Source organism: Agromyces mediolanus, from assembly GCF_044917495.1.
GTDB lineage: Bacteria > Actinomycetota > Actinomycetes > Actinomycetales > Microbacteriaceae > Agromyces > Agromyces mediolanus_B.
Genome location: NZ_JAVSSI010000019.1, coordinates 35,245 through 50,157, shown reverse-complemented (window position 1 = coordinate 50,157; position 14,913 = coordinate 35,245). Strand labels below are relative to the sequence as shown.

15 protein-coding genes are annotated in these 14,913 nt (G+C 73.7%); 9 read left to right on the top strand and 6 right to left on the bottom strand.

The genetic code is table 11. The features are described 5' to 3' along the window. Window positions 1–281 precede the first annotated feature (281 nt). A complete protein-coding gene (locus ROT00_RS17685; protein WP_404776355.1) occupies window positions 282–449 on the top strand; it encodes a hypothetical protein in 168 nt (55 codons plus the stop codon). Here the strand turns inward: ROT00_RS17685 and alr are convergent. Beyond that, window positions 446–1,642, bottom strand: coding sequence for an alanine racemase (alr, locus tag ROT00_RS17680; protein ID WP_404776354.1), 1,197 nt, complete (start codon window positions 1,640–1,642; stop codon window positions 446–448). The genes ROT00_RS17685 and alr overlap by 4 nt on opposite strands. Before the next feature lie 99 nt (window positions 1,643–1,741). Between alr and ROT00_RS17675 the strand changes: the two genes are divergently transcribed. The 3 genes from ROT00_RS17675 (at window position 1,742) to ROT00_RS17665 (ending at window position 4,562) form a co-directional block, all read left to right on the top strand. Beyond that, complete coding sequence (locus tag ROT00_RS17675; RefSeq protein WP_404776353.1) at window positions 1,742–2,839, top strand: D-alanine--D-alanine ligase family protein; 1,098 nt, start codon at window positions 1,742–1,744, stop codon at window positions 2,837–2,839. Beyond that, entirely contained in the window at window positions 2,836–3,288 is a 453-nt protein-coding gene (locus ROT00_RS17670; RefSeq protein WP_404776352.1) for a hypothetical protein, read from the top strand. Before ROT00_RS17675 ends, ROT00_RS17670 begins: the two co-directional genes overlap by 4 nt. Before the next feature lie 197 nt (window positions 3,289–3,485). After that, window positions 3,486–4,562, top strand: a complete 1,077-nt coding sequence (locus tag ROT00_RS17665; RefSeq protein ID WP_404776351.1) for a threonine aldolase family protein — start codon at window positions 3,486–3,488, stop codon at window positions 4,560–4,562. A gap of 202 nt (window positions 4,563–4,764) precedes the next feature. Here the strand turns inward: ROT00_RS17665 and ROT00_RS17660 are convergent, their stop codons facing one another. Next, window positions 4,765–5,712 (bottom strand): BadF/BadG/BcrA/BcrD ATPase family protein, encoded by a 948-nt coding sequence (locus tag ROT00_RS17660; RefSeq protein ID WP_404776350.1) that lies wholly within the window; start codon window positions 5,710–5,712, stop codon window positions 4,765–4,767. 126 nt (window positions 5,713–5,838) lie between these two features. On the opposite strand from ROT00_RS17660, the gene ROT00_RS17655 reads away from it, so the two are divergent. Next, on the top strand, window positions 5,839–6,432 hold the full coding sequence (locus ROT00_RS17655; RefSeq protein WP_404776349.1) for a nitroreductase family protein: 594 nt from the start codon (window positions 5,839–5,841) through the stop codon (window positions 6,430–6,432). 38 nt (window positions 6,433–6,470) lie between these two features. Here the strand turns inward: ROT00_RS17655 and ROT00_RS17650 are convergent, their stop codons facing one another. After that, window positions 6,471–7,802, bottom strand: coding sequence for an MFS transporter (locus tag ROT00_RS17650; RefSeq protein WP_404776348.1), 1,332 nt, complete (start codon window positions 7,800–7,802; stop codon window positions 6,471–6,473). 191 nt (window positions 7,803–7,993) lie between these two features. Here ROT00_RS17650 and ROT00_RS17645 point away from each other — a divergent pair, with 191 nt between their 5' ends. Then, a complete protein-coding gene (locus ROT00_RS17645; protein WP_404776347.1) occupies window positions 7,994–8,500 on the top strand; it encodes a MarR family winged helix-turn-helix transcriptional regulator in 507 nt (168 codons plus the stop codon). Here the strand turns inward: ROT00_RS17645 and ROT00_RS17640 are convergent. The 3 genes from ROT00_RS17640 to ROT00_RS17630 form a co-directional block, all read right to left on the bottom strand. After that, entirely contained in the window at window positions 8,497–8,976 is a 480-nt protein-coding gene (locus tag ROT00_RS17640; protein WP_404776346.1) for a hypothetical protein, read from the bottom strand. The two genes, ROT00_RS17645 and ROT00_RS17640, sit on opposite strands and share 4 nt — an antisense overlap. Window positions 8,977–9,576: 600 nt before the next feature. Further along, the gene (locus ROT00_RS17635) at window positions 9,577–10,146 is read right to left on the bottom strand and encodes a carboxymuconolactone decarboxylase family protein (RefSeq protein ID WP_404776345.1); all 570 of its coding nucleotides are present in this window, start codon (window positions 10,144–10,146) and stop codon (window positions 9,577–9,579) included. Window positions 10,147–10,155: 9 nt separating this feature from the next. After that, window positions 10,156–11,220: a hypothetical protein gene (locus tag ROT00_RS17630; RefSeq protein ID WP_404776344.1), complete on the bottom strand. Its 1,065-nt coding sequence runs from the start codon at window positions 11,218–11,220 to the stop codon at window positions 10,156–10,158. Between the two features lie 292 nt (window positions 11,221–11,512). Here ROT00_RS17630 and ROT00_RS17625 point away from each other — a divergent pair, with 292 nt between their 5' ends. The 3 genes from ROT00_RS17625 (at window position 11,513) to fliD (ending at window position 14,911) form a co-directional block, all read left to right on the top strand. Continuing rightward, window positions 11,513–12,298, top strand: coding sequence for a sigma-70 family RNA polymerase sigma factor (locus tag ROT00_RS17625; protein ID WP_404776343.1), 786 nt, complete (start codon window positions 11,513–11,515; stop codon window positions 12,296–12,298). Between the two features lie 233 nt (window positions 12,299–12,531). After that, a complete protein-coding gene (locus tag ROT00_RS17620) occupies window positions 12,532–13,377 on the top strand; it encodes a flagellin N-terminal helical domain-containing protein (RefSeq protein WP_404776342.1) in 846 nt (281 codons plus the stop codon). A gap of 142 nt (window positions 13,378–13,519) precedes the next feature. Next, window positions 13,520–14,911: a flagellar filament capping protein FliD gene (gene fliD / locus ROT00_RS17615; RefSeq protein ID WP_404776341.1), complete on the top strand. Its 1,392-nt coding sequence runs from the start codon at window positions 13,520–13,522 to the stop codon at window positions 14,909–14,911. The last annotated feature ends 2 nt before the right edge of the window (window positions 14,912–14,913 follow it).

Here is a 14,913-nt window from a genome sequence, read left to right as displayed (position 1 = left end):
TTTATTATATAATAAATGACAAGCCCCCCGCGTGGCGCGGGGGCTACACCCGGCGGCCCGGGCCGCCTGCTGTGTCGGCGCGCTGCAGGGGCCCCCCCTCAAAAAGAGAGACCCCCCCACCCAGCGGGGGAATTATAAACACCACCCACCGCGGGGCGCCGCCCCCCCCCCCCCCCCCCCCCCCCCCCCACCCCCCCCCCCCCCCCCCCCCCCCCCCCCCCCCCCCCCCCCCCCCCCCCGCCGCGGTCCTCACGAACGAGGCGGTCTTCGGGCTGCACCCCGTGCGCGTCATGCGCGACGGGCGGCAGGTGCGGATGTCGCTCTACGCGGGCTGGGACCCGACGCACTACGCGGCCGGGCTCATCGAGCGCTGGGTCGCCGAGTACGGGGAGTGGCTGCAGACCGTCGACGACGTCGCGAACGTGGATGCCCCGGCGGTGCGCGGCTAACCCCCGGCGGTGCGCACGGCGGTGCTCCCCGCGGCGCGCGCGGCGCCGGTGCTCCCCACGGCGCGCGCGGCGGCCGTGCTCCCGGTGGTGCGCGCGACGCGGGCGACGCGGGAGCCGATCCGGGTGACGATCTCGTGCGGGATCGTGCCGGCCCATCCGGCCCAGTCCGCGACGGTCGGCTCCCCGTCGTCTCCCGGCCCGAACACCGTCACCGGCTCGCCGGGCCGCACTTGTTCGCCGCCCGTGTCGACGACGACCATGTCCATCGAGAAGCGCCCGACCAGCGGGCAACGCCGCCCCCGGACGAGCACCTCGGCACGCCCGGCGGCCGATCGCGGCAGCCCGTCGGCGTAGCCGAGCGGCAGCAGCGCGAGATTCGTGCGGCGCTCAGCGCGGTGCTCGAGGCCGTAGCCCACCCCGCCGCCCGGCTCGAGCTCGCGCGCGCCCGCCACCCGCGTCGTCAGGGACAGCGCGGGGCGCAGCGCGGCGGACGTGCCGGAGGGGTCGATCCCGAAGAGCCCGGCCCCGATCCGGTGCAGCCCGAACCCGGCCCCCTCCCCCGTCACCGTCGCCGCGGTGGCCGCGAGATGCACCACGGCCGGACGGAGCCGCCGGCGTCGCGCCGCCAGCACGGCGTTCACGAACCGCTGACGCTCGAGCCGCGTCTGCGGATGCCCGACGACGTCGGCGCAGGACAGGTGCCCCATGATGCCGACGACCCGGACGGCATCCTGCCGCTCCAGCTCGTGCGCGAGCTCGCAGAGCGCCGACCACCCCCCGCGCGGACAGCCGTCGCGCGCCATCCCGAGGTCGAGATGCAGGTGCACCCGCGCACGACGGCGCTGCAGTATCGCCGCCCGGCTCACCGCGCCGAGCAGCGCGGGGCTCGCCACCGCGAGGTCGACCTCGGCCGCGATCGCCGCGCCGAGGTCCGCGTCGAGCGGGTTCAGCCAGCTGAGCACGGGCGCGCGGATGCCGGCCGCCCGGAGCGCGAGCGCCTCCTCGACGGAGGCCACGCCGAGCCATCCCGCCCCCGCGTCGAGCACCGCGCGCGCCGCCTCCGCATGTCCGTGCCCGAACGCGTCGGCCTTCACCACGGCGAGGAGCCGCCCGCCCGTGAGCGCGGCGAAGTGGGCCGCGTTGGTATGGATCGCCGCCTGGTGGACGAGGAGCTCGGATGCCGGAGAAGCCATCCGCCCAGTGCACCCGCCGCCGTGTTGCCCCGGCGTACGCGGAAAGCGATACGCCCACGCAACATCCCGCTCGATGGACTCGATCGGGAGGAGGCGAACATGCCAGGAGCTGCACCAAGACCGAGCACCCCGGCGGAGCGCGTCGCGCCGGACCGCGCCGCGCCGCAGCGCGTCGCGCCGGACCGCGCCGCGCCGCAGCGCGCCACGCAGACAGCGCGCCGCATCGGCGTGGTCTCCGGCGGCACCAGCGCCGAGCACGACGTCTCCGTCGCGAGCGCGGCCGCCGTCGAGGCGGCGCTCGCCCGGCTCGGCGTCGAGACCATCCGGCTCCGCATCGAACGCGACGGCTGCTGGAGCACCCGCGGACGCCCGCTCGGCTCGAGCCCCGCCGCGGGCCTCGCCGCGGCGCTCGAGCTGCTCGCCGGCGCCGACGCCATGTACCCGATGATCCACGGCGCGCCGGGGGAGGACGGCGCGCTCGCCGCGCTCGGCACGCTCGCCGGCCTGCGGGTGATCGGCTCGCCGCTCACGGCGAGCGCCGTGACCATGGACAAGGAGCTCACGAAGCTCGTGGCCGCCGCGCACGGCGTCGACGTCGCGCCGGGCCGCTGCTACCGGGCGGACGAGCTCGATGCCGGCATCCCCTTCGGCGGCACGGCCATCGTGAAGCCGACGACCGCGGGATCCAGCCACGGGGTGCGGCTCGCGCGCACCGCAGCGGAGTTCGCGGGAGCGATCGCGGAGGCGCGGCGCTTCGACGATCGGGTGCTCGTCGAGCAGCCGATCGCGGGCCGCGAGATCGACGTCGCCGTCGTGCGCACGGCGCGCGGCGAACTGCTCGTGCCGCCGCCGCTCGAGATCCACGGCGAGGGCGTCTTCGACTCCGCCACCAAGTACGACGGCTCGGCGCGGTTCACCGTCCCCGCGGCGATCGATGACGGCACCGCGCGACGACTGCGCGAGACGGCGTGCCGGCTCTTCGAGCTGATCGGCTGCGACGCGATCGCGCGCCTCGACTTCTTCGTCACACCCGACGGCCGTCTCGTGCTGAACGAGATCAACACGATCCCGGGCATGACGGCGCACTCGCAGGTGCCGCGCATGTTCGCCGCGGCGGGCGTCTCCTACGACGAGCTCATCGGCTGCCTCGTGGGCGTGCCCGTCCCAACGCGGACGCCCGCTACCGTGGGGGCATGAGCGACGCACCCGAGATCACCCACCCCGTGCTCGGCGCCTTCCGGCGGGCCCGCACCGAGCTGCTCGACGGCGAGGTGCTCGACCACGACTGGTACTCCGCGCTCATCGAGGTCGACGGGGAATCGGTGGAGCTCACCGCGGCGAGCGGATCGCCCGAGGAGGTGCGCGCGATGCTGCCGCGGATCGCGGAGACCGTGCAGGCGCTGCCGGCGCTCCGCCGCGCGCTGAGCGACGCGGTGGTCACGGGCTTCAGCGAGGGCGAGCCGACCGCCGCCGAGCTCGACGACGCAGCGAGCGACCTCGAGCTGCAGACGATCGAGGCGCACCCCGACGGCACCGTCACGGTGCACCTGAACGACGGCTGCGGCGAGCACATCCCCGAGGGCTCCTGGCCCGCCGTGCACCTCGACCGCGACGGCGCGGTCAGCGAGGTGACCGTCGAGGCCTGAGCCAGCGGCGGCCACCGGGGCGCTTCGACGAGCTCAGCGGACCAGAGGGCGCTTCGACGAGCTCAGCGGACCAGAGGGCGCTTCGACGGGCTCAGCGGACCAGGGCGCGCGGCATCCGTGCGTGGCCGGCGCGGGCGCGCGCGTTCCGTGCGCGACCCGGCGAGACGCTGCCAGGGAGCGGGTGGCAGGATGGTTCGGTGACTTCGCAGCTCCACGACACCACGTTCCGCGGCTTCGCCAGCGACAACTACTCGGGCGTGCACCCCGCCGTGCTCGCCGCCATCCAGGCCGCGAACGACGGCCACCAGGTCGCCTACGGCGAGGACGTCTACACCGAGCGCCTGCAGCAGGTGTTCGCCGGGCACTTCGGCGACGGCGTCGAGGCGTTCCCGGTCTTCAACGGCACCGGCGCGAACGTCACCGGACTCCAGTCGATGCTGCCCCGCTGGGGCGCCGTCGTCAGCGCCAAGACCGCGCACATCAACTCCGACGAGGGCGGTGCGCCCGAGCGCGTCGGCGGCATGAAGCTGCTCACCGTGCTCGCCGAGGACGGCAAGCTCACCCCCGAGCTCATCGACCAGGAGGCCTGGGGCTGGGGCGACGAGCACCGCGCGCAGCCGCTCGTCGTGTCGATCACGCAGACGACCGAGCTCGGCACCGCGTACACCGTCGACGAGGTGCGGGCGATCGCCGACCACGCGCACTCGCTCGGCATGAAGCTGCACATGGACGGCGCGCGCCTCGCGAACGCCGGCGCCTCGCTCGGCGTGCCGCTGCGCGCCTTCACCCGCGACGCGGGCGTCGACGTACTGAGCGTCGGCGGCACGAAGAACGGCGCGCTCGGTGCGGAGGCCGTCGTCGTGCTGAACCCCGAGGCATCCGAGGGCCTGAAGTACCTCCGCAAGCTGAACATGCAGCTCGCCTCGAAGATGCGCTTCGTCTCGGCGCAGCTCATCGCCCTCTACGAGGGCGAGCTGTGGCTCGAGAACGCCCGGCACTCGAACGCGATGGCCCGCCGCCTGCGCGACGCGCTCGACGCCGGCATCGCCGCGGGCGAGCTGCCCGGCCTCGGCTTCTCGCAGGAGACGCAGTCGAACGGGGTCTTCGCGATCCTCCCCGAGGGCGTCGCCGACCGGCTGCGCGACCGGGGCTTCCGCTTCTACGACTGGGATGCCGCGCGCGGCGAGGTGCGCTGGATGTGCTCCTTCGACACCACCGAGGCCGACATCGACGCGTTCGTCGCGGGCATCCGCGAGGAGCTCGCCGGGCGCTGAGGCGCGCGCGCCACCACTCGCGCCGCGCACCCGCGCCGCGCACTCGCGCCGCGTCCCGCATCCGCCCGCGTCCCTGGCCTCACACAACTCAGGAAGCCCGCCCGGCGACACCCGGAACGACGCGCGTCGACGAACGGCTCGCCGCCCATACCCGGCGGATGTTCCTGAGCTGTGCGAGGCGGCGGGTCGGAATCAGGCGCGCTCAGCGGGCGGCGGCGGCGACGTGCGCGCGGAGCGGATTGCCGGGCGACATCGCGACGAGCCGCGCGGCGCCGTCGAGCGGATCGGTCGAACCGATCTCGATGTGGGCGGCCGGGATCTCGTGCCGGACGGCGCGCTCGAACGCGGTCGCGAGGCGCTCCGAGCCGAAGACGCCGCCGACGGCGCGCACGGTGGGCGCCGTCGCCGAGTCCTCGCCGACCCGGCGGAGCCCGGTGACGGCGGCGTGCGCGAGCTCCCGCGCGGCGGCGTCGAGGATGCCCGCGGCGACGGCATCGCGCTCGGCGAGCTCGGCGACGGCGCGGGTGTAACGGGCGACCCGGCGGATCCGCTCGCCGTCGCCCTGCAGCACGATGTAAGCGTCCTCGAGCTCGGGGAACTCCTCGCGCACGACCGCGGTGAGCGCCGTCGGCTCGCCGCGACCGTCGTGCGCCCGCATGACCGCCTCGAGGGCGGCGCGCCCGATCCAGTAGCCGCTGCCGGCATCCCCCATGATGTTGCCCCAGCCGTCGATGCGGGCGACGTCGACCGCCCCGACCGCGAGGGTCACGACCCCGGTGCCCGCGGCGACGACGACGCCGGGCTCCTCGTCGAGGGCGCCGAGGTAGGCCGTGATCGAGTCGTGCGCGAGGATCAGCGAGCGGGTGCCGAGCGGCGCGGCCGCCTCGATGAGCGGCTCCGCGTCGAAGTCGGGGGCGGTGAGGCCGGTCGTACCGATGCCGACGGCCTCGGCGGAGAGCCCGCGGGCGGCCGCGCCGCGGATCGCGTCGGCGAGCTGCGGCAGCAGCGGCCGATCGGTGCGGACGCCGGGCTCGGCCCACTCGACGAGGCCGTCGGGCGAGCGGTGGCGCACCTTCACCCCGGTCTGGCCGGCGTCGATCGCGAGCACGCTGGCGGGCACGCGCGCGGGCGCGTCGGCTGCGGAATCCATACGGGTATTGTGCCCGCTCGCGGACGCCCTCGACGCCGCGCACGGAATAGGCTCGGATCTCGATACGTTCGTATGGACGGGTCAACGGCGCCCCGGCAGAAGTTCGACCACCAGGAAAGCCGCACCATGACCCTCGTCACCGATCTCACCAGCCGCAAGGCCGCCACCGAGGCCCCGCTCATCGACCCGCTCGCCGACCGCTGGAGCCCCCGCGCGTTCGACCCGGAGGCCGTCGTCGAGACCGAGCAGCTCCGCACCATCCTCGAGGCCGCGCGCTGGGCGCCGTCGGCCAACAACTCGCAGCCGTGGCGCTTCATCGTGGCCCGGCGCGGCACCGCCGCCTTCGCCTCGCTGCACGGCGCGATGGCCGGCTTCAACAAGGAGTGGGCCGACTCGGCCGCCGTCCTCATCGTGAACATCGCCGAGACGACGGATGCCGAGGGCCGGCCGCGCCCGTGGGCGCGCTACGACCTCGGGCAGGCCGTCGCGCACCTCACCGTGCAGGCGCAGCACGAGGGCCTGCACACGCACCAGATGGGCGGCTTCGACGCGCAGGCGATCCACGACGCCTTCGGCCTCGACGCGCACCAGGAGGTCGTGTCGATCACGACGATCGGCGCGCTCGGCGACGTCGACCGCCTCTCCGACGTGCTGCGCGAGCGCGAGGTCGCCCCGCGCCAGCGCAAGCCGCTCGCCGAGTTCGTCACCGTCGGCGAGTAGCCCCCGCCCCGCCACACCCGCCGCACCCGCCGCCGGGCTCAGTGCAGCGGCACGGGCGCGGTCGGCGGGTCGACCCGCTCGGATGCCGCGGGCGCCGGCATCGCCTCCATGGCCCGCTTCACCCGCCAGGCGGCGAACACCGCGACGACGCTGACCGCGAGGTGCATGCCGAGGAAGACGTCCGCGAGCCCCGCGCCGAGCAGCACGCCGGCGACCAGGGGGCCGGCCGCCGAGAACGCGGTCTGCAGGGCGCCGATCGTGCCGAGCGTCTGCCCGACCATGCCCTTCGGCGCGAGCTGCGCCGTGAGCGGGTTCAGCACCGGGCTGTAGATCGTCTCGCCGATCGCGAAGACGCCGTAGGTCGTCACGAACAGCGCGGTCGCGATGCCGGGGGCGAACTGCGCGGCCGACAGCGCGAGCCACGACACCACCCAGATCATGCCGACGACCATGAGCAGCGACGGCGCGCTGCGCTTCGCGGTGAGCTTCACGACGAGCACCTGGAGTGCGACGATCACGATGCAGTTCACGGCCGCGGCGATGCCGATCGCCGAGGCGTCCACGCCCAGCACGGTGAGGCCGTACGCCGGCAGCCCCGACTCGAACTGCGCGTAGAAGCCGAGCGCGAGGGTGACCGTCACGATCGCCGTCCAGCGCAGCGCCGGGGTGCGCAGGATGGCGCGGACGACGCTGCGGTCGCGCTTCGCGGCGCGCACGTCGACGGCCGCGATCGCGCCGGTCGCCGCCTCGATCGCCCCGACGGTGCCGGTGACCGGGCGCCCGTCGGCGACCGCGGCGACGGCGAACTCGCTGGGCACGACCGCGCCGCGCCCGGCGAGGGCGATGATCGCGGAGGACAGCACGAAACCGGCCGCCGCCATCGCGAAGCCCACGTCGAGCCCGTCGGGCCGGCCGAGGTCGACGATCTGCCCGGCGAGGAACGCGCCGGCCGCCATGCCGAGCGACTCGCCCGTGAACTTGTAGGCGAACACCTTGCGGCGGTCGTCGCTCGTCGACCACTGCAGCGCCAGCACCTGCTTCGCGGGGACCGCGGCGGCGAGGCCGAGCCCGAACACCAGCATGCCCGCGAGGAAGAGCCCCGGGCTGTCGACGAAGGCGAGGGCCCCGACGCCGGCGGCGCCGATGAGCTGGGCGACGACGGCGACGAGCACCGGGTTGAAGCGGTCGCTCAGGCGCCCGGCGATGGGGGCGGCGACGAGCGCGCCGATGGAGAAGAGGGAGGATGCCCCGGCGGCCACGAGCGCGCCCCAGCCGCGGGTGTCGGCGGCGTAGGCGTACTGGTAGGGCAGCACGGCCCCCCAGCCGAGCATGCCGATGGCGGATGCGAAGATCAGCAGTTTCGCGCGCACGGGGTCGCGCCCCCTTTCATGCCTCAGGTTCTGGGAGCTCGCGACGGGTTCCCGTCGCAGGCTCAGGTTCGGATGGTGCTCGCGACGGGCTCCCCCGGCGCCGCACCGGGCCGAGGCATCCGCGCGCTTCGAATACGAACTATTCGATGTCGAAATATTAGCAACCGAAGAAGCCGTGCGAGAATTCCCGCATGCCGAACCGCACGCCGAGCGCCCCCGAGCTGCACCGCCGGGCCGTCGCGACCTACGTCGCCGCGGGCGGCGAGGAGTCGGTGCAGCGGGTCATCACCGCGGTGCAGAGCCTCACCAAGAAGCTCGACCAGTGGTACGTGCGCCAGCTCGCCGACCTCGACGTGACGGGCGGCGAGTGGGCCGTCGTCACCTCGCTCGCGAAGGCCGGCGAGCCGCTCACACCGAGCCAGCTCGCCGACCTCACGAACGTCGCGCCCTCGTCCATGACGCACCGGCTCGACAAGCTCGCCGACCGCGGCCTCATCGAGCGCACCCCCGACGCCGCGAACCGCACGCGCATCTTCGTCAGCCTGACCGAGGAGGGCTGGGAGCTGTTCAGCCTCGCCATCCGCGGCTCGGACGTCGTCGAATCCGACGTGCTGCAGGACCTGAGCGACGCCGAGCGCGGCGAGCTCGCCCGCCTCCTCGAGGTGGTCATCGACCGCCTCGACGACATCGACGCCTAGGCCGACTCGAGCCCGTCGGCGGCGCCGCGCTCCGCGCGCGGCCGCCACTCCTCGAGCCGCCGATGCACCTCGGCGTGCGCCACGGCCGCCGCGATGAAGCGCTCGCGCAGACGACGGACGGCCGGTCGGGCATCGGTCGCCTGCTTCGCCTGCTGGAGCCGACGGTTCGACGGCCCCACGCGCGCGGCCAGGCGCTGCAACCCCGCCGGCAGCGCGGGCAGCGTCGCCGCCGCCGCGAGTTCCGCGGGCACGAGCACGGCACCGTACTCGGCGCTCTCGATCACGCCCCACGGCTCGACGCCCTCGGCCTCGAAGACCCCGGCGGAGGTGACTGTCAGCCGGGAGTAGAAGGCCCGCTGCCCCTCCCCCTGCCCGACCACGCCGACCGCGCGCCGCTCACGGAAGTGCTTCCACAGCACCGCCACCGAGTCGTCGGGGACCCGTCCCGCGTCGAACCAGGCGATCCGCTCAGGCACCGACGCGCGCCGAAGAGGGGTGCGTCGGATGCTCGCGGGCGAGGGGACACGATCGGGGGAACGGTGCACGCATAGGACCACTGAATCACACCGCCGTACCGCCGGTGAAGCCTTCGCGCCCGATTGGCGGTCCGGCCGGCCTGCGTTGCACGGTGCCGCGGGCCCGCGCACCGGCACGGTCGCCCGCCGGAGCCGAGGGCCGCTCGCACTTTGGAGGATGTGGTATCCCCTGCGGCACCAGCGCACCGCTTCTCTTGATGATCCAGACGAACGAGTTCACCCGCGCCAAGCCGCGCCGTACGCTCGAACGCGGGATCACCCACCTCGCGCCGACCATCGGGTTGCGCCGCGCGCGAGGCCCGCGGGGCCCGTCGTCCCCTTGGGCGGGCCCCGCGGCTTCCCACCCTTGCCGCATGGTATCCCGAGAGTTACACTCCGTGCGTGGGTATCCGTCGAGCAGGCGGCCGCACCGGGTAGTGGTCGCGTTCGGGTCAGCGGATGTCGTCTCCTGGCGCTCCGGTTCGGGTTCCGGAAGGCCATCAGACCCGGGATGCCGCCCCGTCTCCCTTCGGGGCCGGCATCCCGGCTCTCCGCGCGGGCTCAGTTCGCGCCGCGCAGCGCCTTCGCCACTTCCGGGGCGAGCCCGGGCACCTCGTCGACGGGCACCGCGAGGGCCAGTAGCGCTCGGCTGAAGTAGTTCCGGGCCGCCGCGGCGAGGGTCAGATCGACGATCTGCCGATCGCTGAAGCCAGCATCGCGCAACTCCTGCGTATCGGCATCGGTCATCGACGCGGGATCGCGGGAGAGTCGCTCGGCGAAACGGATGACGAGCCGCTCGTCGTCCCGGAACCCCGAGTCTTCGCCCGCCGCGAAGGCCACGAGCCCGGCCTCGTCGACGACGCCGGCGCGGAGCGCCTTGCGCCCGTGGGCGAGCAGGCAGTGCTCGGAGCCGATCGCTCGCGCCGCGCCGAGCGTCGCGGCCTCGTACAGGCGGAGGCCGATCGACGGCACGACCGCTCGGATGAGCTCCTCGAACGCCCGGTACGCCTCGGGGTTCGTCGCCATCGCCGCGGTGTGCGCATAGACCAGGCCATCGGCTCGCAGGTCGTCGTCGTACAGCTCGGCGACCGTTCCGGTCGCGGTCTCGGCCGCGGGTGGGGTGATGATCATGGCCGCAGGCTAGGCCCGCGCACCCGCGACCGTGCGGATCGGCGGACGCATGGCCGTGACTCGCGGGCCTCCCGTGCCGGCCGCCCAGTCGCGCGCCGGCAGCTGCGCCTGCGCGACGGCGCTCGCCCAGATCCGGGTGGCGAACGCGCCCCGCCGCGCGAGCGCCTCGGCGATCGCGTCCTTCGCCTGCTCGTCGAGCTCGGCGAACGGCGCGAACAGGGCGAACACCGCGCGCGACGCCCGTCCGTCGAGCCGCTCGCGGCAAGCCGTCACGATCCCCTCGGGCAGCTCGTCGGCATAGGCCAGCAGGTCGGCGCCGATGCGCCGGTCGAGCCGGCCCGGCGTCGGCCTCGGCAGCTCCTCGTCCGCGGCCACGGCGTTCCAGAGCTCGAGCTTCGCCTCGCGGCGGGTCACCCGCCCCCGCTCCAGACGGTCGAGCAGCCGGTCGCAGGCACCGCCCGCGCTGCCGGCACCGGGGATCGCGGCATCCGCGCCCGCTCCGAACTCCGACGGCACGTCCACCGCGCGGGAGAGCAGCACGTCCACGACATCGGCGTCGTAGCGGTCGATCGAGAGCGGCTTCGAGAAGCCCTCCACGAGGTGGAAGCGCTCCACCGGGCGATGCCGCGGATTGAAGTCGGGGCCGAGTCGCACCTCCTCCGCGAGCTCCGCGACGGCCCGGCTCGAGAGCGCACGGCCGACGACGGCCTCCTCGGCCGCCACGCGCTCCTTCAGGATGCGCAGCGCCTTCGCCGTCTCGTGCCGCACCGGCCCGTTCACGAAGCGGGAGCAGACGGTCGTCGCCACCCGCTGCACGATCGCGCCGGGGACGGGATGGCCCGCCTCGAGGCGCTTCGCGAGCTCGAGGAGGGTCTCGCCGACGGCATCCTGCATGTCGGCGTCGCTCAGTCCCATGCGGTTCCGCAGCCCGCGGACCGAGCGCGTCGTCTCGGCGAGGAGCTCGCTCGCGGCACGGCGCACCTCGTGCGGGTCCTCGCTCGCGAGGTCGATCGTCCAGTCGCGGGGCGGCGCCGACGGCGGCGCGCTCCCGGCGGTGCGATCGAGGTGTTCCACGCGCCCATCGTGCGCGGCGCCCGTGCGCCCGTCCGCGCCGCGGATCCCCCGGATCCGACACGGTGGTCGCGCACGATTCGCCAGCACCGCGGATCCGGCCGATTCCGCCGCGACGCGGCGCCGTCCCCACCGGAATCCGCCGGGGCATCCGTCGAAGCGATTCACGGATCCCGCACCCGGATTCCCCCGCCCCCGTGTCCGGGGGCCGTCGGGAATCCGCCGCGCATGTACTGAGCGCCGGGTGACCGTCGCGGGAGCGCGACGACCCGGCGCTGAGAGTGAGGGACCCCCGGTGAAGACCGACGAACGCGATCGGATGATCGTCGAGCACCTGCCGCTCGTGGGCTTCCTGGTGTCGAAGGTGATCGCGAGCGCCACCCACCTCTCCCGCGACGATCTCGCGCAGGCCGGGGCTGTCGCGCTCGTCAAGGCCGTCGACGCGTACGACGCCGAGCGCGGCGTCCCGTTCGGGGCGTACGCCCGCGAGCGGATCCTCGGCGGCATCCGCGACGAGATGCGCACGACCGACTGGGCGAAGCGCAGCACGCGGCAGACCATCAAGGAGACCGTGGCGGTGCAGGAGGAGCTCACCGCAGCTCTCGGCCGCCGGCCGTCGACGGGCGAGCTCGCCTCGGCGCTCGGCGTCGACCGCGCCACCGCCTCGGAGTACGAGGGCCTCGCCTCCCGCCGCGTCGGCCCCTACGACGAGACCTTCGTCGGCGACGAGGCTTCCGAGGTCATGCTCCCCGAGGCGGAGCTCGTCGTGCGCGAGCGGGTCGAGTTCGCGCACGCCGCGGTCTCGGCCCTCCCCGAGCGGCTGCGCTACGTGATCGAGGAGATCTACTTCCACGACCGCGCGGTCACGGAGCTCGCCGAGGAGCTCGGTGTCACGCACTCGGCCGTCTCGCAGCAGCGCAGCGAGGGTCTGCGCCTGCTCCGCCTCGGCGCGGCGGGCTACCTCGCCGACGAGACGGAGCTGCCCCTCCAGGTGCCCGCCCCCACCACCACCCGGGCGAAGAAGTACCTCGACGACCTCGGCGGCGCCTTCGGCGGGCGCCGCAGCACCACGCTCGCCTGAGCCGGGCACCCCCTGGCCCGGCTCAGGCGACCCTTCCCGCCCGGTGCGCTCGCGGCATCCGATTGCGGCTTCCGATCGCGGCATCCGATCGCGGTCGGTATTCGTGCGACCAGCAGATACCGACGCCGACCACCGCACGCGGTCGACACCTAACGGACCCGGATGCCGCGACCGACAGTGCCCCTCGACGGTCCACGGATGGACCGCGACCGATCAAGGAAGAGATCACCACCATGGGTATGCAGATCAACACCAACGTTGCGGCGTTCAACGCGCACCGCAACCTCACCAACACGCAGAACGAGCTGTCGAAGTCGCTCGAGAAGCTCTCGAGCGGTCTGCGCATCAACCGTGCCGCCGACGACGCCGCCGGTCTCGCGATCTCGGAGGGCCTGCGCTCGCAGATCTCCGGCACCAAGGTCGCGGCCCGCAACGCGCAGGACGGCATCTCCGTCATCCAGACGGCGGAAGGTGCGCTCACCGAGGTCCACAACATCCTCCACCGCATGCGCGACCTCGCGGTCCAGGGTGCGACCGACTCGAACAACACCGAGTCGCGCGCCGCCATCCAGAAGGAAGCCGACGCGCTGAGCCGCGAGCTCTACCGCGTCTCGGAGGGCGTGAACTTCAACGGGATCGACCTGCTGAAGGGCGGCTCGCTGAACTTCCAGGTCGGCGCCGGTGACACCGCGAACGACACGATCGCGATCAACCTCGCGAACGTGGGCACCGACGTCGGCACGCTGGCCTCGGCCGACGGCACCGCCGCCGGCGCCGGCTTCGTCGTCACCGACAACGCGACCGCGAACACCACGCTGACCGCGATCGACACCGCGATCACCGCGATCTCGACCGCTCGCGCCGACCTCGGTGCGCAGCAGAACCGCTTCGAGTCGACCATCCGCACGCTGAACGTCTCGGCCGAGAACCTCTCGGCGGCCGAGTCGCGCATCCGCGACACGGACATGGCGGCCGAGATGGTCAGCTACACCCGCGCCAGCATCCTCTCGCAGGCCGGCACCGCGATGCTCGCCCAGGCCAACCAGGCCAACCAGGGCGTGCTGAAGCTCCTCGGCTAAGCCGCAGGGATCACCTGACCGAACCCGGCGGTGACCGAGGCGCTGCACTCCGCCCCGTCACCGCCGGGTTCGTCCCGTTCCACCCGCACCACCCGCACCACCGCAGGACCCGAGCCCGCACGACGACCGCAAGGAGCAACGCATGGGGATCTCCCTCGACGGCCTCGTGAGCGGCCTCAACACCACCGAGCTCATCGCGAAGCTCATGGCCGCCGAGGCCGCGCCGCGCACCCTCCTCGTGCAGAACAAGGCCAAGGCCTCCACGATCGTCACCGACATGCAGTCGCTGAACACCCGGCTCGCGGCGCTCATGGAGCTCGCCCAGGCCGCGGGGAAGCCCGACGCGCTGTCGAAGTTCACGACCACGAGCTCCGACCCCTCCGTCACCGTCGCGACCCGCCCCGGCGCCGCTGCGGGCGGCATCGACCTCACGGTCACCCGCGTCGCGAGCGCGCACGTCATGGTCTCCGCGGCGATGCCGAGCCTGCCCGGCGTGCCGCCCGTGCTCACGATCGTGCGCCCCGACGGCACCCGCACCCAGGTCGTCGCGAGCAGCAGCTCCATCGAGGACGTCGCCCGCGCCGTGAACAACGCGGAGCTCGGCATCCGCGCCACCCGCATCCAGGCCGGCACCGACGGCGGCGGCGCCGCGCTGTCCCGCCTCCAGCTCGCCTCGACCGAGACCGGCGCCGCGGCATCCTTCCGCGTCTTCATCGGCAGCGAGGCCGACGTCGACGCCGGCACCGCGACCGAGCTGACCGACCAGCCCGGTGCGGCGCTCCTGCGCCAGGGCGTCGACGCGCAGGTCACCCTCTTCGCCGGCACCGCGGCCGAGCAGCAGCTGACGAGCGCCAAGAACACCTTCACCGACCTCCTGCCCGGCGTCGACGTCACGATCTCGAAGGTCACGTCCGCGCCCGTCACGATCGGGATCGACCCCGACACGAAGTCGTCCGCGACCGCCGCCCAGGCGTTCCTCGACAAGGTCAAGGACCTGCTCGCCTTCATCGACGCCAAGTCGGCGACGGCGAAGTCGACGGATGCCTCGGGCAACCCCATCACGGTCGTCGGCAGCTTCACGAGCGACTCGAACATCCGCACCCTGCGCCAGGCGCTCGTCTCGGCCATCCAGGCGCCCGTCGCCGGCACCTCGATCTCCCCCTTCGGCATCAGCGTCTCGAAGGACGGCGAGCTCGAGTTCGACGCCGAGAAGTTCCAGAAGGCGCTCGAGACGAACCCCGACGCGGTGCGCACGGCCTTCGCCACGGTCGCGAGTCGCGTCGAGGACGTGAGCGACCGCTACTCCGACCGCTTCGACGGGCTGCTGACGAAGCAGATCCAGGGCCGCCAGTCGACGATCGCCGACCTCGACAAGCAGATCGAGTCGTGGACGCGCCGCCTCGAGCAGCGCGAATCGACGCTGAAGCGCACCTACACGGCGCTCGAGGTCGCGCTCAGCAGCATGAACAAGCAGTCGGACTACCTCGCGTCGCAGCTCGCGAACCTGCCCACCTGGTCGAACTCGAACAAGTGACC

What these genes read in the sequence shown, in the direction of transcription:
- ROT00_RS17660 (WP_404776350.1), bottom strand. Translation starts at nt 5,712, where the DNA reads ATGGATTCCGCAGCCGACGCGCCCGCGCGCGTGCCCGCCAGCGTGCTC.
- ROT00_RS17635 (WP_404776345.1), bottom strand. Translation starts at nt 10,146, where the DNA reads ATGATCATCACCCCACCCGCGGCCGAGACCGCGACCGGAACGGTCGCC.
- alr (WP_404776354.1), bottom strand. Translation starts at nt 1,642, where the DNA reads ATGGCTTCTCCGGCATCCGAGCTCCTCGTCCACCAGGCGGCGATCCAT.
- ROT00_RS17675 (WP_404776353.1), top strand. Translation starts at nt 1,742, where the DNA reads ATGCCAGGAGCTGCACCAAGACCGAGCACCCCGGCGGAGCGCGTCGCG.
- fliD (WP_404776341.1), top strand. Translation starts at nt 13,520, where the DNA reads ATGGGGATCTCCCTCGACGGCCTCGTGAGCGGCCTCAACACCACCGAG.
- ROT00_RS17645 (WP_404776347.1), top strand. Translation starts at nt 7,994, where the DNA reads ATGCCGAACCGCACGCCGAGCGCCCCCGAGCTGCACCGCCGGGCCGTC.
- ROT00_RS17655 (WP_404776349.1), top strand. Translation starts at nt 5,839, where the DNA reads ATGACCCTCGTCACCGATCTCACCAGCCGCAAGGCCGCCACCGAGGCC.
- ROT00_RS17670 (WP_404776352.1), top strand. Translation starts at nt 2,836, where the DNA reads ATGAGCGACGCACCCGAGATCACCCACCCCGTGCTCGGCGCCTTCCGG.
- ROT00_RS17620 (WP_404776342.1), top strand. Translation starts at nt 12,532, where the DNA reads ATGGGTATGCAGATCAACACCAACGTTGCGGCGTTCAACGCGCACCGC.